Origin of the sequence: Erysipelothrix sp. P66, assembly GCF_038682365.1 — a bacterium.
Taxonomy (GTDB): domain Bacteria; phylum Bacillota_I; class Bacilli_A; order Erysipelotrichales; family Erysipelotrichaceae; genus Erysipelothrix; species Erysipelothrix piscisicarius.
Map to the genome: position 1 here is coordinate 451,515 of NZ_CP152290.1, position 25,514 is coordinate 477,028.

A 25,514-nucleotide genomic window follows, 5' to 3' on the forward strand; every position below is an offset into this window, starting at 1 on the left:
GTTGGTATACTTGAGTCAAGAGGTGATACATGATGAAAAAAGGATTTAATTTAAAAGATTTGATGATTGCAATGAAAGGAAATGATGTGAGCTCATTTATTAATGATCAGGCACTTCGTTTTACAGAAACCTTTGGTCTCTCATTTGAAGACAGTGTTTCCGTGACTTTAAAGTTTGTTTCTCATGAGGATGCACAGGATTTCTATAATGAGTTAAAATTCAATACGCATTACTCCAACGACTATTCGGTTGCTTCATCAGATCGTGGTGCGAATTATTTAACGGTATCGGGAGCGCAAACACTTTATGATTATTTTGGGTCCAACGAACCGAATCTATTAACGGTGAGTCGTGATTTAGACTTAAATTTTGAAATTTCATTTATCCAGACATATACCGGAACCGAATTTACCGGTGCGGTTCACCGAGGGGAATTGTTAAGTCGTCAGTGTATCGTTGAAGTGAGTGACTTGCTTCCGGAACTCTCACTGGGTGGACTTTGTCAAATAGCCCGAAGTGAATCTGAATTTAATGATCTTTTAACACGCTGTTATGTTATCAAAGGTCAAACGATCTATGAGTAAGTTAAGCAATGCTTTGGTTATGTTAGACGTATTATCCGCACGCTCTGTTGTTCCCCTTTCAGAGCTGGCGGATCTTTTGGAAATCAGTGAGCGTGGTGTGCAGCGACTCAAAGCAGAACTTGAATCGGTAGGGTATGAAATTACTACGGTCATGGGTCCAGGTGGGGGTTATGTTTTAGAATCTAAAACGCAAATACAACCGCTCGCTTTTGAACGTAATGAACGCAAGATGTTAAAGCAAGCGTTTGCGGTTTTGTTATCACAGGATAACCCGACACTCGGAAATGACTTTGTAGCTGTTGTTTCAAAATTATCACACCAGTTGGATTATAGTGGGAATGTATCTGTATCTGCTTTTCAATCGGTTAAGCTTAATGTTGATCCAAATCTCTATCAAAAACATATAGAGCTGCTTGAGAACGCCATTGAGCATCATTTGCGTATTGATATTGTTTATAGTAAAAATCATCGGGAGAAGCGTTCCTATGTCTTTGAGCCTTATGAGCTTGTGATTGTCAATAAATTTTGGTATCTTTTGGGTTATGATGAAAAGAATCGCTATTTGAGCCTAAAAGTAAATCGCATTCATGAATTATCATTACGTGATGAGGTTTTTCGGTTTGATGACGAAACTTCAAGCAAGCATGTATTTTCAAAATTCGGCTATAAAATAAAACCCGTCTTCGCAGAATTGGAAGTTTTTGAGCAAGATTATATTAGTGAGTATATCTGGGGTGAACACCAAGAAATTACGTGGTTGGATGATCATCGCTTTATTCTAAAAGTCGAGTTTTCGAATGAACTTGCCGTTAAAGATTTTATTTTACAAGGCGGTTCTCACATTACGGTTTTAAAACCGGAGTGGCTTCGCGAATGGATTGTTGATGAATGTCATAAAATTACGAAACTCTATCGTTAAGAGGCTTGCTTTTTTGTCATTACAAAGCTAAACTTATGAATAGAGTGTCTCTTAGGGACATGAGATGGTGGTGAGTTATGGGATTTAATTATAGCGATATATTAAATTATGTATCACGGAAAGAGGTTTATGACATGATAGTTATTGAAGGTGTTGTAGGTGTTGGGAAAAGTTCATTAATGCGTATTCTTGGTCAAGAGGGATATGAAGAGTTTGAAGAACCGGTAGTTGATAATCCTGTTTTGGATAAGTTTTATCATGACCGTTGTCGCTATTCATTTCCATTACAAGTGTTTTTCTTAAATAAGCGTTTTGAGCATATCAAACAAGCGAAAGACGTAAGCAAAGCGGTTATGGACCGAAGCATATATGGGGACGCAATATTCGCCCGTATGTTAAACTTAAGTGGAGAAATGAGTGACGAAGAATTTCAAATTTATTCTGAGTTATTACAAAATATGCTTGAACATGTTCATGTTCCCAAATTAATGGTATATCTTGAAATAAGTGTTGATGAGGCAATGAACCGCATTAAGAAACGTGGTAGAGATTATGAATTAATTGTTGAACGCGAATATTGGGAAAAACTCAATCGTGAATACAGTAATTATTTTGATAATTACGATCTTTCACCCATGCTTAAGATTAATGTTGATCATCTTGATTTTGAAAATAATGAAGCAGATCGCATTTATGTTCTAAAACTTATCAATGAAGCGTTACTCGAATTAAAATAAGGAGTATTTTATGAGATTTTTAGAGACAGCACGTGCATATAAAAAACAAGATCCTGCTGTACGATCAGTTCTGGAGGTAATTTTACTCTATCCAGGATACCATGCGATGGGGTTTTATCGAATCGCACATTGTTTCTATCGTATTAAGTTTTTCTTTGTGGCTCGATTCATTTCGCAACTTGGACGATTTTTGACTCAAATTGAAATTCATCCCGGTGCAGAAATCGGTCGTCGATTTATTATTGACCATGGTAGTGGAGTTGTGATTGGACAGACTGCAATTATTGGTGATGATTGTTTGATTCATCATGGTGTTACATTAGGTGGTAAGTCACGAGAGCCTGGAAAACGACACCCGACTTTAGGTAATAAAGTTCATGTTGGTGCTGGAGCACAGGTACTTGGTAATATTATGATTCATGATGAAGCCGTAATTGGTGCGGGGAGTGTTGTGACTAAAGATGTCGCACGTTGTGATATTGTTGCAGGCATTCCTGCTCGTACAATACGCAATAAATGTAGTGATGAGGGAAGATTATAGAAAAAAACGAACAGATTCTGTTCGTTTTTCTTTTACCGTAAAGGCGTACGCTTCATAATTTGATTTCGATTTGGACCATTTGAAACAAGTGCAATATTTGTATCAATGAGCATTTCAAGTTTATTAATATAGTTTTTACAATTTTCAGGAAGGTCATCATAGCATGTAATGTGTGTAATATCTTCTCTCCATCCAGGGAATGTTTCAATTACAGGGGTTGTATGTTCTAATTCTGTAATATTTCCAAATCGCATGGATTGTTGTCCTTGATACTCATATGCCGTTACAACCTTGATTTCATCTAGATAGGAAAGAACATCAATGTTTGTGAGTGCAACATGAGTTGCCCCTTGGGTTTTACATCCAAAACGTGTTGCGACCGCATCAAAGTAGCCAACACGACGAGGACGTTTAGTATTAACGCCATACTCACCCGCATCACCACCACGTCTTCGCAATGCCTCGGCTTCTTCTCCAAAAATTTCTGAGACAAATGCACCAGCACCAACACAGCTTGAATAAGCTTTTGTGACCGCCCATACTTCGTCAATAGGATGTGGTAATCCTGATCCGATGGTCGCATAGTAAGCTAAAGTAGATGAAGAGGTTGAATAAGGATAAATTCCAAAGTCGGGATCACGTAATGCACCAAGTTGCCCTTCGAAGAGAATGTTTTTACCTTGATCATGCGCTTCATTTAAAAAGGTGAAGACATCGCGAACATAAGGTTCAATTAAATCACGGTATTGCATTAATTCTTCAAAGATTGCATCCGCTGACAGCGGTTCTTGATGATATAAATTTACTAATAAAGTATTTTTGATATCAAGAACCCGATCAATTTTACTGCGTAACCAGTCTTCATTGTATAACTCACAGACTTGGAACCCAATCTTTGCGTATTTATCGGAATAAAAAGGTGCAATTCCGGATTTTGTGGATCCAAACTGATCTTTACCCATACGGGCTTCCTCATAAACATCGAAATTTTTATGGTAACTCATCACAATTTGAGCGCGATCACTTACAATAACTTGAGGATGAACACCACGCATTTTTAATTCTTCCAATTCATGAATGAATGCCGGAATGTTTAACGCAACACCATTACCAATAACATTAATCGTATGTTTATAGAAAACACCGGATGGTAACATCTTTAGCGCAAACTTACCTTGGTCATTGATAATTGTATGACCTGCGTTATTGCCCCCTTGGAACCGAACAATAATGTCAGACTCACTTGCGAATACATCTGTGAGCTTTCCTTTACCCTCATCGCCCCAGTTGGCACCTACTATAGCTTTAATCATAATTACCTCCTAAAAATACAAAATGAGACACCATTGTGTCTCACTGTACACGAACTAGAATACTTTTATTTTTTTCGAGTGTCAAGATTTTTTTTCGATTGAATAAAAAAAATACAAAACTTCTAAGTATTCGAAGCTTTGTATTTTGGTTTTTTATCTTGATGCAATTACTTTAATATTATCACGATGATTGACGTAAACTGGGGAATGTTGAATAAAATAATCCATAATGATATCGACCATTTCTTCTTGGATATCTTCTAATGTTTCACTTTCCGCAACCATGGTATAGTTTCCGCCCCCCATTGCTCGATAATTGTTAACAACGACCGTAAATTCATCGGTATCTAGAACGGGTTTATCTTGGTAAGTGAGACTTACAACACGTGAACCTCTCGGTTTTGAGATATCAAGGGTGTAATCCACGCCATCAAGCATATCGTAATTATAATGTTGTGGCTTGGGTTCAACGTATTCCGGTGAGGGAACAATGTGTTGGTGGGCATCGACGGTAAAATAATGGGCGCTAAATTCAATCATTTCACGAAGTGCTTTTCCACTCATTCGCTTTACCACCAACGTATTCGGATATAGGTAGGTGCTTACTAATTCACGCATTGTGATTGATTTTCTAAATCCTTGAGCCCCGTTAAAAAGGGCTACAGAAGAAATTTGTGCACCCGATCGTTCAAGTTGTATTTGATTTAAGAGTGAAACGAGCGGATGTTTATGAAGGCGTGCATCCAATTCATCGTTAATCATCACATCCATGTTTTCTAAGGTTCCAACGGGTTGGTCCAACCATGTTTGTGTTTCGTTTTGTAAGCCTTGTAGTGGTTCCAATAAATTTTGGTCTACATCATAATCGGAGGCACTGAGTCGTTTTGCTGAGGCGTTTCCGGTTTCCAAATCAAGATCAATCGTAATAAATTCCTTTGCTTTAAAGGTGTTTTGAGTTACTAAAACCCCGTTAACGGTTTCGATAAAGGAACGGTGTTGATGTCCTGTAATTAGAATATCTAACCCTTCAATCTCAGTCATAGCATATCCTTCATTTTCACCAGTAAGCCGTTCAGTCGGTTCACCCGTTTGCGGATCACGCTCTAAACCACCATGGTACATAGCAATGACATAGTCGACATCATTTCGTACACGCTGAACTTCTTGTTGGAGCTGGTCAAAAGCACTTTTGAAAACCATGTTTTCGATATGAGCAGGACGTTCCCAATGTGGAATATATTGCGTTAAAACACCAATAAGTGCGATCGTTTTACCTTCATAAGTAAGAATTTGAGTTTGGCCCGGTACAGACCCATCTATTTCAAGATTTGAAGTAAGTAGGGGTGCATTGTTTTCGCTTATGTATTTTTGGAGAATTTCAGGTCCATAATTAAAATCATGATTTCCTAAATTAATAAAATCATAATTCATGGCATTAAAACATTGTGCCATAGGATTGGGTACGGATTGCGCATGTTGATGTGCGTAAGTTAATAACGGAGTTCCCTGAAAAGCATCCCCGTTATCTAAGAGTAAAACATTTCCTTCCTTTCGGAATTGATTTACTGCAGTACTAATGCGTGCAAGCCCATAATCTTCGAGGTTTTCACGACTTGTATAATTTGTTGGAAAGATATTTCCATGGACGTCCGTTGTGACGACGATTTTAAGTTTCATTTTATCACCATTTCTATTATACCAAATCTCTATCACGATGTTGGGTATTGATTACTTTTTTTGAAATATATGATAAAATATATACAAATGAAAGGAGGAACTTATGAATCGCTCAGATAAATGTTTAATGTGTGTTGTTTTATTTCTAATGATTATGGCAGAGATAGTTTTTGACTTTTTTAATCAGCAAGGGGCTTTTGTGTCTCCAAGAAATAGTAAGCACCTTTTAACCCAAGTGAATAAAAATGATAATGTTGCATTATCGAGCGTCGCATTTTGTTTTGAACAAAATACTTATGATTGTCTGTGTGATTCTTTAAGTGTCTCCTAGCCCACTTATTTTTCAGCATAGATATTCATAAAAACACATGAAAATGTGTTTTTTAAGCTTTAAAGGAGAAGATACAATAATATCGAGGTGAATATGAAAAATATTAGATTTATTTCTAAATATACTGAGGGTCATCGAAAAAAAATAATTGTGATGATCTTTTCGGTAGTAGTTTATTGTGCAGTGCTTTTAGTCAATCCCTTATTACTTCAATACACCATTGATCATGTTTTAAATGATTTACCCATAACGACATCATGGATGAACACACTTACGAATTTTTTAGGTGGAATGCATTCCGTTCGTGAACATTTATGGTATGTTGGTGTGGTAATTGTTGTGCTGAACATCTTAAGTGGTGTTGCACATTTTTGTGCAGGTTATTCAATTGGTTCTTTTTCTGAATTTTTCTCAGAAAGTTTACGTAATGATGTGTTTGATCACCTACAGAAACTTCCATACGCCTACCATGTACGAGCAAAAACCGGTGATTTAATACAACGTTGTACCAGTGATGTCGATCAGATTGGACGTTTTCTCAAATCAAAAATTCAGGAACTTGTTTATGCTTTTACCATGGTTGTAATCGCATTGACGGTATTATTCCGTATTAATGTAACGATGACCTGGATTACCATGATTTCTTTTCCCTTTATTTTTGGGTTTGCGTTTCTATTCTTTAAAAAAATGCAGGCAGTGTTTAAGCAAAGTGATGAAGCGGAAGCAGCATTATCGAATACATTTCAAGAAAGCATGGATGCCGTCCGTGTTGTGAAAGCATTTAATCAAGAAAAGTTTGAAGTTACGAAATTTGAAGCTAAAAACCAAGCCTATGCCTCCATAACAAAGGAAATGATCAGACTTCTCGGAATCTATTGGGGGACCTCTGATTTACTTTGTTTTATGCAGACATTAATTGTGCTTATCGCAAGTATTTTTGAAGTGCGTGCGGGCAATTTATCCATTGGGAATGCGATTGTCTTTATTTCTTATGTAAATATGGTGTTGTGGCCAATACGTAATGTTGGCCGAACCTTATCCGATATGGGAAAGGTTAGTGTAAGTATTGATCGTTTGAACGAAATCTTAGACCTGCCGATTGAAGATCTTGAGTCAGGATTAAAGCCTGAAATTAAGGGTGAAATTATTTTTGAAAATGTATCGTTTCAATACGATGATGCATCCACCCCCGTTCTTAAAAATTTGAATTTTACCATTCAACCGGGAGAGACGGTTGCGATTATGGGACCAACAGGGAGTGGTAAATCAAGTTTGGTTCATTTACTTACGCGCATTTATGATGTATCTGAAGGGTCCATTAAAATTGACGGGATTAACATAAACGAGATCGCGAAAAGTTCTCTCCGTAAGCAAGTAGGACTTGTTTTACAAGAACCTTATCTCTATTCAAAAACCCTTTTTGAAAACATTCGTATTGCCATTCCACACGCTTCGGAGCAAGACGTCTATGACGCGTCTCGAATTGCTTCGATTCATGATGTTATAACTTCTTTTGACCAAGGGTATGAAACACCCGTTGGTGAGAAAGGTGTTACCCTATCCGGTGGACAAAAACAACGTGTTGCGATTGCCCGGACGCTTATCGCAAATACACCGATTTTAATTTTTGATGATTCATTATCTGCATTAGATTCTCAAACTGATGCTTCCATTCGAGAAGCATTAAATCATACTAAAAATGCCACATCCATCATCATTACCCATCGTATTAACAGTGCACAAAATGCGGATAAAATTATTGTTATTCTTGATGGCGAAATCAAGCAAATTGGTACACATAATTCGCTATTGAACGTTGATGGACTGTATCGAAATATTTATGATATTCAAACCAATCAGAAAGGAGGATTTGTTGATGAGTTATAGAGAAGAAGAGCAGTTTACTTCTGAAAAATTAGATGTTGGGCTTTGGAAAAAAATCCTAATGATGCTGCTTGAGAACAAAAAGAATCTGTTTTTAGCGCTGTTTTTTGTTCTGTTTGAAGCGGTTATTGGGATTATCCTTCCCATCTTGAATCGATATGCCATTGATGTTTTCTATCAAGGTCAAGGTTCAACAGAAGCCATATTGAAGTTTGCGCTTTTATATGGAGGTTTGGTTGCGGTCCAAGCATTTCTAATTTATGAATTTATTTATCGAAGTGGTCTTATTGAGATGGATATTAGTTATCAAATCCGTCAAAATGTTATGGAAAAACTTCAAAATCTTCCTTTTTCATATTATGATAAAACGCCTACAGGATGGATTATGGCTCGAATGACCAGTGATGTCTCACGGTTGTCGGAAATCCTCTCCTGGAGTTTTAACGATCTAGTTTGGGGATTTTTAGTCATGATGATGTTGTTGGTGGTCATGTTTACGGTCAATTGGAAACTTGCGTTAATCATTCTTGTGATTGTACCTATGGTTTACTTTGTAAGCTCGTGGTTTCAAAAACGTATCCTAAAAAACTATCGAAACGTTCGTGCGGAGAATTCAAAAATCACCCATGGATTTAGTGAAGGGATTACCGGAGCAAAGACTACTAAGTCAATGGGATTGGAGTCGATTCATTACAGTGAATTTAAAAACAACACCATGGCCATGCGATCAAAGTCCATTCATGCTGTCATACTCAGTGCACTGTATATGCCTATCATTACCATTATTTCTTCGTTAGGCAATGCGGGTATTATTTATGTTGGCGGGAACATGGCGTTACAAGGTGTTATTCAAATTGGAACTTTAATCCTATTTACACAATATGCGGAACGTTTTTTTGAACCGCTTCGTAATATTAGTAATGTGTTTGCACAGTTACAAATGGCCCAAGCATCTGCAGAGCGTGTTCTTTCATTATTGGAACAAGATTCATCACTCATCGATCGTCCAGATGTTATTGAAAAATATGGAACAATCTTAAATCCCAAAGAATCGGTCTATGAACCGATCGTTGGAAATATTGAATTTAAAGATGTTGATTTTTATTATCAAGCATCGGAACCGATATTAAAAAACTTTAATTTAACCGTTGAACCCAAACAACGCGTCGCTTTAGTTGGAGAGACGGGAAGTGGTAAATCAACCATTGTAAACCTTATTTGTCGTTTTTATGAACCCATTTCAGGTTCGATTCGGATTGATGGGGTAGACTATCGAGAACGATCGATTGGATGGCTCCACTCACATCTTGGATATGTTTTACAAGCACCCCATCTCTTTTCTGGATCGGTTCGTGATAACATCGCGTATGGGAAACCCAATGCTTCTGATGAAGCGGTCATGCGGGCTGCAAAACTTGTTGATGCACATCGCTTTATCACGGAACTTGAAGATGGATATCAAACAGATGTAGGTGAAGGCGGAAACCGATTGTCGACAGGGCAGAAACAATTGATTTCCTTTGCTCGGGCAATTCTTGTAAATCCATCAATCTTTATCCTCGACGAAGCTACAGCCTCAATTGATACTGAAACGGAAGCGATTATTCAAAACGCAGTTGAAACCGTTCTTAAAGAAAAAACAAGTTTCATTATTGCGCATCGTCTTTCGACAATTGTGAGTGCAGATCGTATCCTTGTTATTGATAAAGGAACCATTATCGAAGATGGTAATCATGAGAGTCTTATGAACCAAAAAGGTCGATATTATGAACTCTATATGAACCAGTTTAACGAGAAAAATGAAACAAAAATAATGAATACGTTAACACCTATTTCCAAATAGGTGTTTTTGTCGCTATTCTTGTCATCTTGAATATTCGCTATCATAATTCGTGTTCTGACGAAATGTTTGTGATATGATAGTTTAGAAAAAAGAGGCTCTCTCATTCCCACCAATTGACGTTACATGTGTTTAAGGGATTCATTGATTTTAGATGATTCGGTCGCATCTTTGTAGGGTGTCGTATTACATCATAATTACCGTCTTAATACTGTAAGATTATTGGATTATAGTGAGGGTCTAGAAATAGGAGAATGATATGAAGAAAAATATTACACTTGAAGAAGCATATGGTGATGTAAATTTAGAAATGCTTGCTGATTTTACGCTTACAAATGGTATCTCAGGTCACGAAAAAGATGTTGCCAATGTCTTTAAATCATGGGTTGAAGAGAGTGCGGATGATATCTGTTTTGACAATTTAGGATCAATTATTGCTCATAAAAAAGGTGCTGAAAATGGACCTAAGATTATGTTAGCAGGTCATATCGATGAAGTGGGTTTCTTGGTTCGTAGCATCGATGATAATGGTTTTTTACGAATTCACCCAGTAGGCGGATGGTGGCCACATGTCTTGCTGTCTCAACCAGTTACAATTCAAACACGTGATGGAAAAATGTATGTTGGTGTTACAGGCTCCAAGGCACCGCACGGAATGACGCCGGCGGTACGTAATAAAGTTATGGACATCACTGAGGTTTTCGTTGATCTTGGTGTAGCATCAAAAGATGAAGTTGAATTATTAGGAATTCAAGTTGGGGATACCGTAACTCCAAAATCTGACTTCCACGTGTTGGCAAACCCAAACTTCTTAATGTCAAAGGCTTGGGATGACCGTATTGGTGCGGCTATTGTTGTCGATGTTATGAGACAGCTTAAAGATGTACAAACAGCATCCCATATTTACTCAGTGGGAACTGTACAAGAAGAAGTTGGATTACGTGGTGCACGTACTGCAGCACAAACAATTAATCCAGATATTGCATTTGCTGTGGATGTCACTATCGCTACCGATACACCAGGTGAAGATAACCGTATTAAAATGGGTGTCGGTGCAACTTTAGAAGTGATGGATGGTTCTGTTATTGGTCATAAAGGACTTCTCTATTACCTTCAAGATCTTGCTGAAGAGATGAATATTGATACACAATTTGAAATCCTGGCTGCTGGAGGAACGGATTCTGGGGAAATCCATAAAGTTCATGATGGTGTTATTACGTTAACCCTTTCAATTCCTGCGCGTTACATTCACTCACACTTAGGTATTATTCATCGTAAAGATTACGCAGATACAGTTGCTCTCATTACTGAATTCTGTAAACGATGCGATGCGGATGTGCTTGAATCCTTACAAAACTACAAAAGATAAGTCTATGACTTATCTTTTTCTTTTACTCGAGACGTCTTAATATCGAGTAAGCTTTGAGTATTTATTTCTCGGTTTGTCTTGACTGTAGCCTTAACGACGAATTATCGTTATATCCTTTCACAAACTCGAACGATAAGATGCGATTTTATCTGACAAAGAGGCCTTGTTCTGTTTCAATCAGCTTGTATTAATCATAAGATATGGTACATTTAAATTATTGAAGGGGAACATCTTTAAAAATTGTAGAAGTACGCAGCTGCAGTAATAAATAAAAATCATTCGTCAAAACGGTTGTGATAATGGCTGATTTGGATGCTCTGTCAAATAAAACGGGTTGATCTAGTAGGGCGCATTTGATGCATCAGTTCGGACTCGATATTGCTTAGTTGCTCGCAATGATACCAAGATATTCTCTGTATAACTAATTTTGGGGGAGGGTTATGATGATTCACAATCATGATGTGTTTTTTACCATCGTAAGCATACTGTGTTTATTGCTGATAATGATTATGTTAGTGTTAATAGTAAATGAGACCAAAGGGTGTTGGAATAGAAAACTATTCAAATATACCAACGCGATTTATTTATTAATTTTTCCGATTATTCTCTATATAGAGAAACCGGACTCAAATATAATTGTGACCGTTTATTTTATTTTTTATCTTTGTTTTGTTATGGTTCGAAAAATAATACTAAAAAAAGAGACAGCATAGTTTCTTTCATTTTTCAAATTCAGTCGTAGCATTTTAAATTTGATGGGTTAATGTCGTTTAAGCGCAAAAAATCATGCCCTTTCATCCAATGATTTTTCTTTCGGTATCGTTGATATCTAAATTTAAAACGATAAGTCGTAGACTTATCGTTTTCTTTTATCAAATCTCAACCGCACCACTTTTACTTTTATTAAAGTCTATCTCATAGGCCGTTTTGAAGTCAAATATTTTTCGCGGCATTGAGTTAATTTTGAAGCAAATATCATCAAGATATTGTTGCGCTATATCATACATTGATTTTCCTTTTGGTATAAACCTTCTTACTATTGCATTCGCTCTTTCATTGGTTCCACGTTGAAAAGAACAGTATGGATCACACTTATATAGTTTCACACCCAACCGCTTGGCTGTAATTCCTAATGTTTTAAATTCAAGTCCATTATCTACTGTTATCGATTTCGTGGTTATATTATTCTCTTCAATAAATTTTCGAATTAAGTTTGATGTGTAATAGTCATATCGATATTCTGCTTTAATAAGCCAGGTCATTCTTGAGCAGCGGTCTACAATGGATATAATCGCTGCAGATTCATGTTTCTTACCGATTATAGAATCGATTTCGAGATGGCCAATCTCGTTACGTTTCTCAATGTATTTAGGTCTAAGGCTAATTGGAAGTACTGTTTTCTCTTCCAAGTTCCATCTCAAGTGATTCATCATCCCACTAATTCTCTTTTTACGTTTTCGACGTTTATAGCACATTCTATTTGGTTTTATATCAAGTTTACCTTGATTAATCCAGTTATAGACTTGCTGCGATGAAACACACGGTTTATATGGATGATATCGTTTATAGTTACTCAAGCATACTTCTACCGAATGAACTTTAGGATCATAGTGAGAATGCAGATATTCGATTAAGTGGGAATATTTTTCTCGAATATCAATCGTTCGTTTCTTATAGACATTATTTTTATATCTAGAAATCGTAGAATGAGATATATTGAGTTTACGTGCTGCCTTGCGCATAGAGTAGCCGATGCTTAATAGAATATCAATTTGGTCTTTCATTTTTTTATCTAATTGTTTATACTTCATATGGGAGCTCCTTTTAGTCGGGTGGGCTCCTTTTATTATACAAAAACAACCGCACCTTGGGTGGTGCGGTTGAGATTTGAATTTAGGAACGATAAGTCGTAGACTTATCGTTTTTTCGGTTATAATAAAGAAAAGTGAGGTAATGTATGCTTAAAGAAACAGTTTTTATTGAGGCGCCTTTAGAAGAAGCATGGGAACGTTTCGAACTTGAGTTCGCAAAGCTTTTCAAGTGTAGCCCTAAAAAGATGCTGAATCGTGAAATGAAGGCTAAGGTTAAAACCATGAATGGTCATGATATTGAATTAAAGCAACGTGTTATTATTCATGACCGCTATAAACATTTCGCATTTGTATCCGAGAACCCTAAAGAGACCGTTACAACCCATTATGAATTTTTTGAAGACAAAGATGGCACGTTTATTTCTTCATATGATGAGAAGAGTAAGGGTGAAATGTTATATCGTCTTCCGTTTATCAAACAAAAAGTTCGTAAACAACTTAAGGGACGACTCCAACAAATTAAATTGATGATTGAAGCAGAAAAGGGAGCATAGCTCCCTTTTAAATTGGACTGGATAATTTTAAGAATCGTGCATACTTATAATGATGGTAGTCAATCGAATAGTCAAAAATTTCTCCGTTTTTAAGCATTGCCTTACTGGTTGTTTTTAAAGCCGGATCACCGAGATGCAGTCCCAGTAATTCCGCATTTGTATTATCTAAAGAACACGCTTCAATTAAGCGGTCAATATATCCAACTTCTTGTCTTAGCCCCTCTTGAATATAAGAATAAATCGAATTTTCAATAATTTCTCGATTTAAATACGGAATAAGATTACGATTAAAATATGAATACTCTACAACCCATCGATTGCCATCGACGATTCGTAATCGATTCACAAAATACAATTGGGTTCCAACTTCACAATTCATCTCAATGGCAATTTCTCGATTGGCTGAAATCTCTTGAAAGTCTAAGATTTTGGTTTCGATTCGATTTTTTTTATGATTTGAGGATAAGCCATGAAAATTTTCTAAATTAATTGCATTGATATGATCCACATCACGAACAAACATACCACTTCCTTGAACGGAGATAATATAACCTTGTCGTGATAAGAGGCCAATGGCTTTTCGAATGGTATTTCGACTAACATCAAACTCCTGCATTAAAGCTTCTTCGGTTGGAATTTTTGTATTAGAAGGATAGATACCATCCATAATACGATCTTCAATTATAGTACTAATTATTCGATACTTATGTGACATAATGTGCTCCTTTATCTCAATTATAACATGGACTAAGAAAAGTAACGCGAACGTCCTTTAGGGGTTTATGATGACCTGACTTCGAAAGGTAAGTCTAAGACTTGCGACGAACCGATATTGTTAAGATGTGGTTTTAAACCTTTCAAGAATTCCTCCTAGTAAAAGTATAGCACTTTTGCTATGATTGTCACGGAGGTATTTTTATGACACAAACAATTAAAATTACAATGAATAGTGGTAAAACCATGACTGCCGAACTCTATGAAGACATCGCACCTAAAACGGTTGCAAACTTTGTGAAGCTCATCGAAGAAAAGTTTTATGATGGATTAATTTTTCACCGTGTAATTCCTGGATTTATGATTCAGGGAGGCTGCCCTAATGGAACAGGAATGGGTGGTCCTGGATATGAAATTGAAGGTGAATTTACATCAAATGGTTTTAAAAATGACTTAAAACACAGTAAAGGGGTTCTATCGATGGCACGTGCTATGGATCCAAACAGTGCTGGAAGTCAATTCTTTATTATGGCTGAGGATGCACCACATTTAGATGGTCAATATGCAAGTTTTGGTAAACTTGTGGATGGTATTGAAGTGGTTGATGAAATCGTTCATGTTAAACGTGATCGAAATGATAAGCCACTTGAGCCTCAAATCATTCAAACAATCGAGTTAATTTAATTGGGGAAAGGTGTGTGATGCACCTTTTCTTTATTTCAAAGAGAATAGGAATTGTTGATTATTTATAGTATAATACCCCATGTATATAAAACCTTTCAAGGAGGTTATGAATGAAGAAAAAACTTGATTATATATTAAAACACAATAAAGTCTTGTTAATCGTATTTACAAAGACCCTGTCCATGGTCTTCCGATTTATTGGTTTGTTTATTCGTACTGAAGAAAATTTAATCTTAATATCTGCAAACTCTCGCGGCTATAACGATAGTCCCCGTGCCATTTATGAATATATGAAAAAAGATTCGAAATACGCACAGTATCGTTTTGTATGGGCGGTTGATGATGTTACACAAACAATCGACGGTGCCGATCTTGTTAAAGCGGACACGTGGCAATATTTTAAAACTGCGTTGAAAGCACAGTATTGGATTACAAGTGTTAATATTGAACGCGGCTTGCATTTTAAAAAGAAAAAGACGGTCTTTCTCAATACATGGCACGGTGTAGCAATTAATGAGATGGGCAATGCGGTAGCGGGTCGAACCGATTTTGATTGGTCCGATACGGATTATATTTGTTATAGTGCGGAAAATGAAAGACCCATCTATTATCGAGACTTTAATGCACGTCCAGAGTCAATGGTCCCTACAGGACTTCCTCGTAATGATGAATTGTACCATGTGGACTCGGATAAAGTTATCGAAATTAAACGAAGTTTAAACATCCCTGAAGATAAAAAAGTGATTCTCTATGCACCGACATGGCGGGATAGTGAAGACTTCGGTAAGAGTTATCAAATTAAACCACCCATTGACTGTGACGTTTGGAAAAAGGCCTTGGGTGATGAATATGTTGTTATCTTAAGAACGCATCCTTATACCAATGAATTGATGGGCGTTACCTTTGATGATTTCTTCTATGATGGAACGATGTATCCTCGTGTAAACGACTTGATGATGATTTCAGATATCCTTATCTCAGACTACTCAAGTATTATCTTTGATTATTGTGTCCTTGAAAGACCTGTAATCTGCTTTGGTTATGACTATGAAGCGTATTCAGAAAAACGTGGATTTTATATTGACTTAGAGACAGTGATTCCTAGTGGTATCATTCGTGATGAAGCGCATCTTATCGAACACATCAAATCGATGAATTATGAAGAACAAGTTGCGAAAACTAAGGTAATGAAAGAAAATCATGTCACCTATGGTGGTAATGCTACAGAACAAATTGTTAATGTTGTATTTGGATAAAAGAAAAGCTGATCATAATATGATCAGCTTTTCTAATAAAAAAAGGCAGCCATTGGCTGCCAAATGCTTTGAGGGGATGTAAAGCATTACAATCTTATGACTGCATATACATCATACCCCCTAAAGATACAGATGTAAATTAATACGAGTTCATTTCACGAGTGTTTCACTTTTTAATATCAGTAAACTCCTTCTTACATTGGTTCATGACGAAGACGCCATCCTTTGTGACATGTACGAGGTCCTCAATTCGGATACCACCGATTCCTGGAATATAAATTCCAGGTTCAATTGAGAAGCACATTCCTGGTTCAATGATGCGGTCATTTTTTGAAGAAACATCGAGGTTTTCATGGCACTCGATACCAATACCATGTCCTGTACGATGAACAAAATATGGACCATAGCCGGCCGCCTCGATAACCGAACGCGTTGCTTTATCAACATCGGATAAGCGTGCTCCGGGTTTTACAGCATTAATTCCAGCTTTATTCGCTGCAAGTACGATTTTATAGAGGTGTTCCATCTCAGGATTTTCACCCATAAAAAAACATCGAGTCATATCAGAACAATAATTTTGGTAGATTCCACCCATATCGATTAGAACAACATCATTTTCACGTAAAACTCGATTTGATGGAACACCATGGGGATCGGCAATGTTTTCAGTAAACAAGACAATGGGATCAAAACTCACACCCGATAAAGGTGCTGCGCTCTGTTTTTCACGGACAATTTCTGCGAGTTCAATTTCCGTCATGCCAACTTTAAGTAGCTGCTCCATTTCAAGCATAATGCGATCATTATGATGCGATGCTTCGATGAGTGTTGAACGTTCAACATCATCTTTAATAGTTCTGATTTGTTCCAAATATGGCGACCCATTTACAACGGTATACCCTTTGTGAATAAACGGGATTAAGAAACGTGATGGCCAATTCCCATCAACGGCAAATTGGTTGTCGGTCAGATGGGTCTCAATAAGAGATGTCGTATCATCACCATCTTCATAGACAATCGTCTTTAAATCTTTCGGTGCCTCAAAAAGTTTGTTTAAAAACAGAATGGGCTCATGGTCTTTGCCAACCAGTAATGCGATCATGCGTTCGCCAACATCAAAACGATATCCGGTGTAGTAAAAAATCATCATTTTATCTGAGATAATCAGTTGTTTTTCGAGCATGAGGTTTGTGAGTTTTTCGATTCGATTCATAATATCACTCCTTTCCACCATTATACGCTCGGTATTAAGGCAAATGCAATGTACATATAAGTATGTTAGAATACTATAGAAAGGATGATACACTATGAAACAAGGACAAGAATCACAAGTAATTATCGTAAATCGTAATCCTTACGATTCCAGTATTCAAATTGTCATACCGCCGTTTCGTCCGATAAATCTTTTTGAAATTGAAGATAATTTTGAAGAAGTTAAACAAGAAATCGAAACAAAAATTATAAATCAAGAAGTTGCTGAGCGCATCGTTCTTTTTGTATCTGCTTTTAAAGAATCGATGGAAGAAGGGGATGTCCTACCAATCGTTGAGTATTTTATTTCAAGTGATATTGAAAATATGGATCCCGACGAGTTAAAGATGATCTTTGATGCGGTAAAGGAATTTATAACACTGGTTAATGATGATAATCGTTTAATGCACTAAAAAATCTCCCTCAGGAGATTTTTTTTATTGATAATGAGATGTTTCGTTTCGATAAATGAGATGCGTTCCATTTTCATCCATAACAATTTTTGTAAGACTTGTTGAATCGAAGTCTTGTTGAGATGAAATCGATTCTAAATTTTCATTAATCAGATAATTTGTAAGAACTTTAAGAGTAATTCGATGCGAAACCAATGCGATGGTTTTCCCCGCATATTGCGTTTTGATGTCATCAACCACAGGGGCGATGCGTTGATGGACATCTTTAAACCGTTCACCATGACCAACGGGACTGTAGTGAAGTGGATTATTGAAAAAAGCATGCCATTGATTCGGGTATTGCTGCTTAACATCTTGGTGCAGTTCGCCTTCCCAAGCGCCCATTTCAATTTCACGAATTCGTGATTCTAATTTTAGCGACTGATTCGGAAAGACAAGGGATGCTGTTTCTTGTGCGCGTTCACTTGTACTTACGATAATCTCGTCAAATGATATTGGTTCTAATCGTTTTTGAAGGAGCAGGGCTTGTTGTTTCCCTTCGTCCGTTAACGGTGAATTTTTAGATCCCTGCATTCGATGCTCTTGATTCCATAATGTTTTTCCATGACGAATGAGGTAGATTGTTGTTTTCATAGGACTCCTTTATTCTATTTAATAAAAAAAGCACGTAAGTGCTAATTGTTTTCGTTCTTATTTTTAATATCTTGTAACTGAATGGTAAGTGCTTCTATTGATATAGAAAGTTCCTTTAGTAAATAGACCAATGAAATAACAAGTAGAACTAAACTGAGTGCAAATACTATATGAGAGAACGTAACCATGGCTGCGTTATATTGTGCAAAGAGCGTAAGGAGCATGCTAAGCACAGCCCCAATAAAACTCATAGCTCCAAGGACCTGCATGGATTTAATGTATTTCATCCGTGTTTGAAGGTTAATTATCTGAGCGAGAATCTGTTTATTTGGGGAATCTTGATGTTTTTCGTAAAGATCGCGTATCAGCCCAGCAAGCACGACAAAACGGTTTGTATAAGCGAGCATGAGCAGAGAAATTGCAGGAAAAATCATAGCGGGTGTTTGTAATGTGAATTCCATAATTTAATCTCCTTTTTAGTTGTCAAAACGATAACGAAGTGAATGTGAAATATAAATTCACTTTAGTTGAATTATATCGCAATGGTCTTTAAAATGAAAGTGGATGTGGGAGATAGAGAGTGAGGTAACAAGTATGAGATACTTAAAAAATCCATCAACAAATCCTTATTTTAATTTAGCACTTGATGAGTATGCGATGAAGCACATCAATTGTGATGAGGATTTTTTCTTTCTATGGCAAAATGAGCCAGCGGTAATTATTGGGAAAAATCAAAATACCGTCGAAGAAATTAATCAGAAATTTATTGATGATAACAAAATCAAAGTTGCACGTCGTGTTTCAGGTGGTGGTGCAGTGTATCACGATTTTGGAAATCTTAATTTTACATTTGTGATTAATGTGGATGACCCAGGAAAAGTCAATTATAAAAAGTATGTTCAGCCAATTATTGATGCACTTGCAAGTATGGGTATCAATGCGGAGGCGTCAGGACGTAATGATATTTTAATTGATGGACTTAAGATTTCAGGAAATGCACAACGCATGGCAAATGGAAAGCTCATGCACCATGGTACGTTGTTGTTTGATGTTAATATTGAGGATATGGTTCAAGCGTTAAATGTTGATCCTGATAAAATTACATCAAAGGGTGTAAAATCAGTGCGATCACGTGTAACCAATATTAAGGAACATTTACCTGAAGGGACTGATCTTAAAACCTTCTGGGATGAGTTACAATACTTTTTATCGAATAAGGGGCAAGATGAAGAAATTATTCTCGCACCTGAAGAAATTGCGAAAATCGAGTATGAGGCAATCAACCGATTTGGCACATGGGATTGGATTTATGGTGCATCACCAGAGTTTAATCTTAAAAACAGTAAACGATTTGCGGGCGGACGTGTTGAAGTCTTGATGGATGTCAGCGAAGGCCATATCGATCACGTTCGATTTATTGGAGATTACCTCGGATTAGAAGATGTCGCGGATGTCGAAGCGCGCCTTCAAGGTGCTCGTTTCAAACAAAGCGATGTCGACGCCGTGCTTTCGGAAATGGATTTACGAAAATACTTTGGTAATATCACAAAAGAGGAATTATTAGAGTTGATGTTTGATTAGGTTCAAACATCAGATGAATTTTGCTCGAAAGTAGCAATATCGTTGAATGAAATGCGCTTACGTGTTACATTTAAACTGTAATTAGGCATTACCACTTAATGACCTAAGCAAGATATAGAAGGGAAATGGAAATTTCAATGGCACAAGTTAAGAAAGATAAAGCGTTGGATTTCGCTGCTCAACTGAAAAATGTTGAAAAGCTTTACCCAACATTCCAGATTCTTGATGAAACTGGGAAAGTTGTTAACAAAGAAATGTTACCAGACTTAAAAGATGAGGAGTTAGTAGAACTCTTTGAAAATATGTTATGGTCACGAGCATTAAACGACCGTTCAACTACATTAGCACGTCAAGGACGTCTTGGATTCTTCGCTCCTACAGCTGGACAAGAAGCAAGTCAAATGGCGAGTCACTTTGCATTTAATGAAGGGGATATTTTATTCCCAGGATATCGTGATATTCCTCAATTAGTAAAACACGGATTACCACTACATAAGGCATTCTTATGGAGCCGTGGACACGTTGAAGGAAACAACTATCCAGAAGATTTCAATGCAATGCCACCACAAATTATTATTGGTGCACAAATTATTCAAGCTGCAGGAGCTGGAATTGCACTGAAAAAACGTGGAAAAGCACAAGTAGCATTTACATATACAGGAGATGGTGGATCATCACAAGGTGATACTTATGAAGGTCTTAACTATGCGGGAGCATTTAAAGCACCTGTAGTGTTCTTTATTCAAAATAATGGATATGCGATTTCAACACCACGTCACGTCCAAACAGCAGCACCTACACTTGCTCAAAAAGCAGCAGCTGCAGGTATCCCTGGTGTTCAAGTAGACGGTATGGATCCCCTAGCAGTCTATGTTGCAACAAAAGCAGCACGTGATTGGGCAATTGAAGGAAATGGTCCAGTGTTAATTGAAACACTGACATCACGTTTCGGTCCTCACTCACTTTCAGGTGATGATCCAAAACGATACAGAACGCAAGCAAGTTTTGATGAATGGGATAAAAAAGATCCATTGATCAGAATGCGTAATTTCTTAACAGAAAAAGGTCTTTGGGACGAAGAAAAAGAAGTTGAATTGATTGCTCAAATTGATGATGAAATCAAAGAAGCTGTTAAACTTGCTGATTCAGCACCAAAACAAAAAGTTTCTGACTTCTTGAAGAATATGTTCGAAGAACCAACAAATACTATTGCAGAACAAATTGAATATTTTGAAAACAAGGAGGGTAACAAATAATGGCACAACTAACAATGATTCAAGCCATTACTGAAGCGCTTGATATTGCCCTTGAACGTGACGAAAATACATTGATTTTCGGTGAAGACGTTGGGAAAAACGGTGGAGTATTCCGTGCAACTGACGGACTTCAAGAAAAACACGGTGAAGACCGCGTATTTGATACACCATTAGCTGAATCAGGTATTGGTGGATTAGCAATCGGATTGGCATTAGAAAAATTCCGTCCAATTCCTGAAATCCAATTCTTCGGTTTTGTATTCGAAGTAATGGACTCAGTTGTTGCACAAATGGCACGTACACGTTACCGTTTAGGAAACACACGTAACATGCCTATTACTATTCGTTCACCATTTGGTGGTGGTGTTCACACCCCTGAACTCCATTCAGATAACTTAGAAGGTCTAATGGCACAATCACCTGGAATTAAAGTGGTTATCCCATCAAACCCATATGATGCGAAAGGTTTACTTTTAGCTTCTATTGAAGATAACGATCCTGTTGTTTTCTTAGAACACATGAAATTATACCGTTCATTCCGTGAGGAAGTTCCAGAAGGATACTATACAGTTCCTTTAGGAAAAGCGAATGTTGTTAAAGAAGGTAATGATGTAACAATTATTACTTATGGTGCAATGGTTCGTGAATCAATGAAAGCTGTTGAAACACTTGCAGCAGAAGGTATTTCTGCAGAAGTAATCGACTTACGTACAGTTTCACCAATTGACTTAGATACAATTATCGAATCTGTAACGAAAACAGGACGTTTAGTTGTTGTACAAGAAGCACAACGTCAAGCCGGAGTAGGCGCACATGTTATGTCGGAAATCGCAGAACGCGCAATTCTTACATTAAAAGCACCTGTAGGTCGTGTTGCAGCACCAGATACAATTTTCCCATTTGGTTTAGCTGAAAACGATTGGTTACCAAACGAAGAAGACATCACTAATAAAGTACGTGAAATTGTTAACTTTGATTAATTTAGGAGGCGAAGTGCATAATGTCATTTATATTTAAAATGCCTGACGTAGGTGAAGGAATTGCTGAAGGAGAAATCGTTAGTTGGTTCGTTAAAGAAGGCGACACAATTAAAGAAGATGAACCTCTATTAGAAGTTCAAAACGATAAACTCGTTCAAGAAATCCCATCCCCAGTATCAGGAACAATTACAAAAATTATGGTCGAACCAGGAACTGTAGCTACAGTTGGTGACGATCTCGTTGAAATCGTAGCAGAAGGCGCAGTAGCATCTGCACCTGCTAAAGAAGAGACAGCAGCACCTGCACCTGCAGCAGCTGCCGGATCATTTGTGTTTAATATGCCAGATGTGGGTGAAGGTATCGCTGAAGGTGAAATTGTACAATGGTTCGTTAAAGTCGGTGATGACATCCAAGAAGATGCACCACTATTAGAAGTTCAAAATGATAAGCTTGTTCAAGAAATCCCATCCCCAGTATCTGGAAAAATTATGAATATCATGATTGAAGCGGGTACAGTGGCAACAGTTGGACAACCACTCGTTGAATTTGCGGCAGAAGGACATGCACCAGCATCAACTCCTGCACAAACAGCAGCTCCAGTTGCAACTGCAAGCCAGGCTGTTGCGGGAAATGGTGAATCGTTTGCACAAAATAAAATTGCTGGACGCGTTCTAGCAATGCCATCGGTTCGTCAGTTTGCACGTGAAAATAATGTTGATTTAACACTTGTTACAGCAACAGGTAAACACGGACATATCCGTAAATCAGATGTTGAAGCATTTATCGCAGGCGGCGCAGCTGCACCAGCAGTTGAAACTCCAGTCGTTGAAGCTACACCATCCGTTGAAACAGCACCAGTAGCAAAACCTGCAGCTAAACCAGCTCCAGTTGTTGTTACAGGATCAACTACACGTGAAAAAATGACACCAACACGTAAAGCAATTTCTAAAGCAATGGTTACAAGTAAGGCAACAGCACCACACGTTACATTATTTGACGAAGTGGATGTTACAGAACTTGTAAATCACCGTAAGAAATTCAAAGAAATTGCAGCTGCACAAGATGTTAAACTAACATTCTTACCTTACATTGTTAAGGCGCTAACTGCAGTTGTGCGTAAATACCCAATCTTAAATTCAAGTGTTGATGACTCAACACAAGAAATTGTTTACAAAAACTTCATTAACATTGGTTTTGCAGCAGATACACCTCACGGTTTATATGTTCCAAATATCAAAAATGCTGATTCAAAAGGAATCTTTACAGTTGCTAAAGAAATCTCAACATTGGCAGCCGCAGCAAATGATAATACATTAGCTGGAGCAGATATGCGCGATGGTTCAATTACAATTAGTAATATTGGATCAGCACGTGGACTCTGGTTTACACCAATCATCAACTACCCAGAAGTAGCGATCTTAGGTGTAGGACGTATTGATAAGAAACCAGTTGTTCTAGCAGATGGAACAATCGGCGTTGGAAATATGTTAGCATTATCATTAAGCTTCGACCACCGTATCATCGATGGTGCCCTAGCACAAAATGCCATGAACGAACTCAAGAGATTGTTAAACAATCCTGAGCTTCTATTAATGGAATCTTAATTGGAAGGTGGAATAGTACATGGTAGTAGGAGATTTAGCTCTTGAATTAGATACAATTGTTATTGGTTCAGGTCCTGGTGGATATGTTGCGGCAATTCGTGCAGCTCAATTAGGACAAAAAGTAGCAATTATTGAAAAAGATAATATTGGTGGCGTTTGCCTTAACGTTGGATGTATTCCTTCAAAAGCGTTAATTAATGCAGGTCATCGATACCAAGAATCAATGAATTCAGAAACATTTGGTGTTACAGCCGAAAATGTTAAAATTGATTTTACAAAAACACAAGCATGGAAAGATGAGCAAGTTGTTAATAAACTTACATCTGGAATTGCAATGTTATTAAAGAAAAATAAAGTTGAAATCATCCGTGGTACAGCATTCTTTAATGACACGCATCAATTACGTGTTGTAAATGATGAGTCAGCTCAATCATATACATTTAAACACTGTATTATTGCAACAGGTAGTCGTCCAATTGAAATCAAAGGATTTAAATTTGGAAAACGTATCATTGACTCAACAGGTGGATTAAACTTAAAAGAAATTCCTAAGAAACTTGTTGTTATCGGTGGAGGCTATATTGGTTCAGAATTAGCAGGTGTTTATGCTAATTTAGGATCAGAAATTACAATTCTTGAAGGAGCGCCTTCAATCTTACCTCAATTCGATAAAGACATGATTAAACTTGTTGAAAACGAATTTAAGAAAAAAGACGTTACAATCGTAAATAATGCTATGGCAAAAGATGCTAAAGAAACAAAAGATGGAGTTGTTGTTACTTATGAAGTAGATGGCAAACCCGCTACAATCGAAGCAGATTACGTTATGGTTACAGTTGGACGTCGTCCTAACACAGATGATCTTGGCTTACAAGTTGCCGGTGTTGAGACAAACGAACGTGGACTTATTACTGTAGATAAACAAGGACGTACAAGCCAAAAACATATCTTTGCTATTGGTGACGTAACTCCAGGTTTAGCATTAGCGCACAAAGCTTCATACGAAGCAAAAGTTGCTGCTGAAGCAATCTCAGGCCAACCTTCAGAAATCGACTATGTTGCGATTCCAGCGGTATGTTTCACAGACCCTGAATTAGCAACTGTTGGATTAACTGAAAAAGAAGCTAAAGATCAAGGATTAACAGTTAAAGTATCAAAATTCCCATTTGGTGCAAACGGTCGTGCACTTTCACTTAATGCAGGTGAAGGATTCGTAAGACTTATATCAGAAAAAGACACAGGATTACTACTTGGTGGACAAGTAGCCGGTGTTGGAGCAAGTGATATTATTGCTGAAATCGGATTAGCTGTTGAAGCACGCATGAATGTTGAAGATCTTTCATTAACAATCCATGCTCACCCAACACTATCAGAAACAGTTATGGATGCATCTGAAATTTCACTCGGATTGCCAATTCATATTTAATCTATATAATAAGGATGCGAAAGCATCCTTTTTTTTATTCATTCGAATTTGTAGTTTTTTTGTATTATCTTGCATTAATTTCTGAAAGTTGTTTCAGGTATTTCGGACGCTTCACGCCAAACTATGGATTTTTTGTGATATATTAGAATTACTTTT

24 protein-coding genes are annotated in these 25,514 nt (G+C 37.2%); 17 read left to right on the forward strand and 7 right to left on the reverse strand.

Translation table 11 applies throughout. The features are described 5' to 3' along the window. The first annotated feature begins 29 nt into the window (after nucleotides 1-29). From AAG186_RS02190 to cysE, 4 genes are all read left to right on the forward strand, one after another. Nucleotides 30-584, forward strand: a complete 555-nt coding sequence (locus AAG186_RS02190) for a hypothetical protein (protein WP_237558272.1) — start codon at nucleotides 30-32, stop codon at nucleotides 582-584. Then, nucleotides 577-1,503 carry a WYL domain-containing transcriptional regulator gene (locus AAG186_RS02195; RefSeq protein WP_125164801.1) on the forward strand — a complete coding sequence of 309 codons (927 nt, stop codon included), beginning with the start codon at nucleotides 577-579 and terminating at the stop codon, nucleotides 1,501-1,503. Before AAG186_RS02190 ends, AAG186_RS02195 begins: the two co-directional genes overlap by 8 nt. A 134-nt stretch (nucleotides 1,504-1,637) precedes the next feature. Then, on the forward strand, nucleotides 1,638-2,240 hold the full coding sequence (locus AAG186_RS02200) for a deoxynucleoside kinase (protein WP_237558271.1): 603 nt from the start codon (nucleotides 1,638-1,640) through the stop codon (nucleotides 2,238-2,240). A gap of 10 nt (nucleotides 2,241-2,250) precedes the next feature. Beyond that, on the forward strand, nucleotides 2,251-2,781 hold the full coding sequence (gene cysE / locus AAG186_RS02205) for a serine O-acetyltransferase (RefSeq protein ID WP_254007357.1): 531 nt from the start codon (nucleotides 2,251-2,253) through the stop codon (nucleotides 2,779-2,781). 32 nt (nucleotides 2,782-2,813) lie between these two features. On the opposite strand, the gene AAG186_RS02210 is transcribed toward cysE, so the two are convergent. Next, complete coding sequence (locus AAG186_RS02210; protein ID WP_342621909.1) at nucleotides 2,814-4,094, reverse strand: adenylosuccinate synthase; 1,281 nt, start codon at nucleotides 4,092-4,094, stop codon at nucleotides 2,814-2,816. A 153-nt stretch (nucleotides 4,095-4,247) separates the two neighbouring features. Continuing rightward, entirely contained in the window at nucleotides 4,248-5,771 is a 1,524-nt protein-coding gene (locus AAG186_RS02215; RefSeq protein WP_342621910.1) for a bifunctional UDP-sugar hydrolase/5'-nucleotidase, read from the reverse strand. A 103-nt stretch (nucleotides 5,772-5,874) separates the two neighbouring features. Here AAG186_RS02215 and AAG186_RS02220 point away from each other — a divergent pair, with 103 nt between their 5' ends. The 4 genes from AAG186_RS02220 to AAG186_RS02235 all read left to right on the forward strand — a co-directional run bounded on the left by AAG186_RS02220 (nucleotide 5,875) and on the right by AAG186_RS02235 (nucleotide 11,195). Then, nucleotides 5,875-6,102, forward strand: a complete 228-nt coding sequence (locus tag AAG186_RS02220) for a hypothetical protein (protein ID WP_125164796.1) — start codon at nucleotides 5,875-5,877, stop codon at nucleotides 6,100-6,102. Between the two features lie 93 nt (nucleotides 6,103-6,195). Further along, on the forward strand, nucleotides 6,196-7,989 hold the full coding sequence (locus AAG186_RS02225) for an ABC transporter ATP-binding protein (protein WP_200549380.1): 1,794 nt from the start codon (nucleotides 6,196-6,198) through the stop codon (nucleotides 7,987-7,989). Beyond that, nucleotides 7,979-9,829 carry an ABC transporter ATP-binding protein gene (locus AAG186_RS02230; protein WP_342621911.1) on the forward strand — a complete coding sequence of 617 codons (1,851 nt, stop codon included), beginning with the start codon at nucleotides 7,979-7,981 and terminating at the stop codon, nucleotides 9,827-9,829. The genes AAG186_RS02225 and AAG186_RS02230 overlap by 11 nt, the downstream gene beginning before the upstream one ends. 256 nt (nucleotides 9,830-10,085) lie before the next feature. Next, the gene (locus tag AAG186_RS02235; RefSeq protein ID WP_003773008.1) at nucleotides 10,086-11,195 is read left to right on the forward strand and encodes a M42 family metallopeptidase; all 1,110 of its coding nucleotides are present in this window, start codon (nucleotides 10,086-10,088) and stop codon (nucleotides 11,193-11,195) included. An 872-nt stretch (nucleotides 11,196-12,067) separates the two neighbouring features. Here the strand turns inward: AAG186_RS02235 and AAG186_RS02240 are convergent. After that, nucleotides 12,068-13,006, reverse strand: a complete 939-nt coding sequence (locus tag AAG186_RS02240; protein WP_254006434.1) for an IS30 family transposase — start codon at nucleotides 13,004-13,006, stop codon at nucleotides 12,068-12,070. A gap of 146 nt (nucleotides 13,007-13,152) precedes the next feature. Here AAG186_RS02240 and AAG186_RS02245 point away from each other — a divergent pair, with 146 nt between their 5' ends. Continuing rightward, the gene (locus AAG186_RS02245; protein WP_342621912.1) at nucleotides 13,153-13,560 is read left to right on the forward strand and encodes a hypothetical protein; all 408 of its coding nucleotides are present in this window, start codon (nucleotides 13,153-13,155) and stop codon (nucleotides 13,558-13,560) included. Nucleotides 13,561-13,567: 7 nt separating this feature from the next. Here the strand turns inward: AAG186_RS02245 and AAG186_RS02250 are convergent, their stop codons facing one another. Beyond that, entirely contained in the window at nucleotides 13,568-14,275 is a 708-nt protein-coding gene (locus AAG186_RS02250) for a GntR family transcriptional regulator (RefSeq protein ID WP_161636703.1), read from the reverse strand. A gap of 203 nt (nucleotides 14,276-14,478) precedes the next feature. Here AAG186_RS02250 and AAG186_RS02255 point away from each other — a divergent pair, with 203 nt between their 5' ends. Together AAG186_RS02255 and AAG186_RS02260 are read left to right on the forward strand one after the other, a co-directional pair. Beyond that, on the forward strand, nucleotides 14,479-14,958 hold the full coding sequence (locus tag AAG186_RS02255) for a peptidylprolyl isomerase (RefSeq protein ID WP_125164792.1): 480 nt from the start codon (nucleotides 14,479-14,481) through the stop codon (nucleotides 14,956-14,958). Nucleotides 14,959-15,068: 110 nt separating this feature from the next. Next, nucleotides 15,069-16,214 carry a CDP-glycerol glycerophosphotransferase family protein gene (locus AAG186_RS02260; RefSeq protein ID WP_125164791.1) on the forward strand — a complete coding sequence of 382 codons (1,146 nt, stop codon included), beginning with the start codon at nucleotides 15,069-15,071 and terminating at the stop codon, nucleotides 16,212-16,214. A gap of 166 nt (nucleotides 16,215-16,380) precedes the next feature. On the opposite strand, the gene AAG186_RS02265 is transcribed toward AAG186_RS02260, so the two are convergent. Further along, on the reverse strand, nucleotides 16,381-17,427 hold the full coding sequence (locus AAG186_RS02265; protein WP_342621913.1) for a M24 family metallopeptidase: 1,047 nt from the start codon (nucleotides 17,425-17,427) through the stop codon (nucleotides 16,381-16,383). A gap of 94 nt (nucleotides 17,428-17,521) precedes the next feature. On the opposite strand from AAG186_RS02265, the gene AAG186_RS02270 reads away from it, so the two are divergent. Beyond that, the gene (locus AAG186_RS02270) at nucleotides 17,522-17,878 is read left to right on the forward strand and encodes a hypothetical protein (RefSeq protein WP_161636701.1); all 357 of its coding nucleotides are present in this window, start codon (nucleotides 17,522-17,524) and stop codon (nucleotides 17,876-17,878) included. A 24-nt stretch (nucleotides 17,879-17,902) separates the two neighbouring features. On the opposite strand, the gene AAG186_RS02275 is transcribed toward AAG186_RS02270, so the two are convergent. Continuing rightward, complete coding sequence (locus AAG186_RS02275; protein WP_342621914.1) at nucleotides 17,903-18,511, reverse strand: histidine phosphatase family protein; 609 nt, start codon at nucleotides 18,509-18,511, stop codon at nucleotides 17,903-17,905. A 41-nt stretch (nucleotides 18,512-18,552) separates the two neighbouring features. After that, nucleotides 18,553-18,972, reverse strand: coding sequence for a DUF2721 domain-containing protein (locus tag AAG186_RS02280; protein ID WP_161636699.1), 420 nt, complete (start codon nucleotides 18,970-18,972; stop codon nucleotides 18,553-18,555). 133 nt (nucleotides 18,973-19,105) lie between these two features. On the opposite strand from AAG186_RS02280, the gene AAG186_RS02285 reads away from it, so the two are divergent. From AAG186_RS02285 to lpdA, 5 genes are all read left to right on the forward strand, one after another. After that, nucleotides 19,106-20,092, forward strand: coding sequence for a lipoate--protein ligase (locus AAG186_RS02285; RefSeq protein ID WP_161636698.1), 987 nt, complete (start codon nucleotides 19,106-19,108; stop codon nucleotides 20,090-20,092). Between the two features lie 125 nt (nucleotides 20,093-20,217). Next, the gene (pdhA, locus tag AAG186_RS02290; protein WP_161636697.1) at nucleotides 20,218-21,348 is read left to right on the forward strand and encodes a pyruvate dehydrogenase (acetyl-transferring) E1 component subunit alpha; all 1,131 of its coding nucleotides are present in this window, start codon (nucleotides 20,218-20,220) and stop codon (nucleotides 21,346-21,348) included. After that, nucleotides 21,348-22,328, forward strand: coding sequence for an alpha-ketoacid dehydrogenase subunit beta (locus tag AAG186_RS02295; RefSeq protein WP_125164787.1), 981 nt, complete (start codon nucleotides 21,348-21,350; stop codon nucleotides 22,326-22,328). Before pdhA ends, AAG186_RS02295 begins: the two co-directional genes overlap by 1 nt. A gap of 20 nt (nucleotides 22,329-22,348) precedes the next feature. Then, the gene (locus AAG186_RS02300) at nucleotides 22,349-23,932 is read left to right on the forward strand and encodes a dihydrolipoyllysine-residue acetyltransferase (protein ID WP_161636696.1); all 1,584 of its coding nucleotides are present in this window, start codon (nucleotides 22,349-22,351) and stop codon (nucleotides 23,930-23,932) included. 19 nt (nucleotides 23,933-23,951) lie between these two features. Then, nucleotides 23,952-25,358 carry a dihydrolipoyl dehydrogenase gene (gene lpdA, locus AAG186_RS02305; protein ID WP_161636695.1) on the forward strand — a complete coding sequence of 469 codons (1,407 nt, stop codon included), beginning with the start codon at nucleotides 23,952-23,954 and terminating at the stop codon, nucleotides 25,356-25,358. Nucleotides 25,359-25,514: the final 156 nt, after the last annotated feature.

What these genes read in the sequence shown, in the direction of transcription:
- AAG186_RS02195 (WP_125164801.1), top strand. Translation starts at nt 577, where the DNA reads ATGAGTAAGTTAAGCAATGCTTTGGTTATGTTAGACGTATTATCCGCA.
- cysE (WP_254007357.1), top strand. Translation starts at nt 2,251, where the DNA reads ATGAGATTTTTAGAGACAGCACGTGCATATAAAAAACAAGATCCTGCT.
- AAG186_RS02285 (WP_161636698.1), top strand. Translation starts at nt 19,106, where the DNA reads ATGAGATACTTAAAAAATCCATCAACAAATCCTTATTTTAATTTAGCA.
- AAG186_RS02245 (WP_342621912.1), top strand. Translation starts at nt 13,153, where the DNA reads ATGCTTAAAGAAACAGTTTTTATTGAGGCGCCTTTAGAAGAAGCATGG.
- AAG186_RS02215 (WP_342621910.1), bottom strand. Translation starts at nt 5,771, where the DNA reads ATGAAACTTAAAATCGTCGTCACAACGGACGTCCATGGAAATATCTTT.
- AAG186_RS02240 (WP_254006434.1), bottom strand. Translation starts at nt 13,006, where the DNA reads ATGAAGTATAAACAATTAGATAAAAAAATGAAAGACCAAATTGATATT.
- AAG186_RS02220 (WP_125164796.1), top strand. Translation starts at nt 5,875, where the DNA reads ATGAATCGCTCAGATAAATGTTTAATGTGTGTTGTTTTATTTCTAATG.
- AAG186_RS02250 (WP_161636703.1), bottom strand. Translation starts at nt 14,275, where the DNA reads ATGTCACATAAGTATCGAATAATTAGTACTATAATTGAAGATCGTATT.
- lpdA (WP_161636695.1), top strand. Translation starts at nt 23,952, where the DNA reads ATGGTAGTAGGAGATTTAGCTCTTGAATTAGATACAATTGTTATTGGT.
- AAG186_RS02280 (WP_161636699.1), bottom strand. Translation starts at nt 18,972, where the DNA reads ATGGAATTCACATTACAAACACCCGCTATGATTTTTCCTGCAATTTCT.
- AAG186_RS02265 (WP_342621913.1), bottom strand. Translation starts at nt 17,427, where the DNA reads ATGAATCGAATCGAAAAACTCACAAACCTCATGCTCGAAAAACAACTG.
- pdhA (WP_161636697.1), top strand. Translation starts at nt 20,218, where the DNA reads ATGGAAATTTCAATGGCACAAGTTAAGAAAGATAAAGCGTTGGATTTC.
- AAG186_RS02210 (WP_342621909.1), bottom strand. Translation starts at nt 4,094, where the DNA reads ATGATTAAAGCTATAGTAGGTGCCAACTGGGGCGATGAGGGTAAAGGA.
- AAG186_RS02255 (WP_125164792.1), top strand. Translation starts at nt 14,479, where the DNA reads ATGACACAAACAATTAAAATTACAATGAATAGTGGTAAAACCATGACT.
- AAG186_RS02295 (WP_125164787.1), top strand. Translation starts at nt 21,348, where the DNA reads ATGGCACAACTAACAATGATTCAAGCCATTACTGAAGCGCTTGATATT.
- AAG186_RS02225 (WP_200549380.1), top strand. Translation starts at nt 6,196, where the DNA reads ATGAAAAATATTAGATTTATTTCTAAATATACTGAGGGTCATCGAAAA.
- AAG186_RS02300 (WP_161636696.1), top strand. Translation starts at nt 22,349, where the DNA reads ATGTCATTTATATTTAAAATGCCTGACGTAGGTGAAGGAATTGCTGAA.
- AAG186_RS02275 (WP_342621914.1), bottom strand. Translation starts at nt 18,511, where the DNA reads ATGAAAACAACAATCTACCTCATTCGTCATGGAAAAACATTATGGAAT.
- AAG186_RS02260 (WP_125164791.1), top strand. Translation starts at nt 15,069, where the DNA reads ATGAAGAAAAAACTTGATTATATATTAAAACACAATAAAGTCTTGTTA.
- AAG186_RS02200 (WP_237558271.1), top strand. Translation starts at nt 1,638, where the DNA reads ATGATAGTTATTGAAGGTGTTGTAGGTGTTGGGAAAAGTTCATTAATG.
- AAG186_RS02270 (WP_161636701.1), top strand. Translation starts at nt 17,522, where the DNA reads ATGAAACAAGGACAAGAATCACAAGTAATTATCGTAAATCGTAATCCT.
- AAG186_RS02235 (WP_003773008.1), top strand. Translation starts at nt 10,086, where the DNA reads ATGAAGAAAAATATTACACTTGAAGAAGCATATGGTGATGTAAATTTA.
- AAG186_RS02190 (WP_237558272.1), top strand. Translation starts at nt 30, where the DNA reads ATGATGAAAAAAGGATTTAATTTAAAAGATTTGATGATTGCAATGAAA.
- AAG186_RS02230 (WP_342621911.1), top strand. Translation starts at nt 7,979, where the DNA reads ATGAGTTATAGAGAAGAAGAGCAGTTTACTTCTGAAAAATTAGATGTT.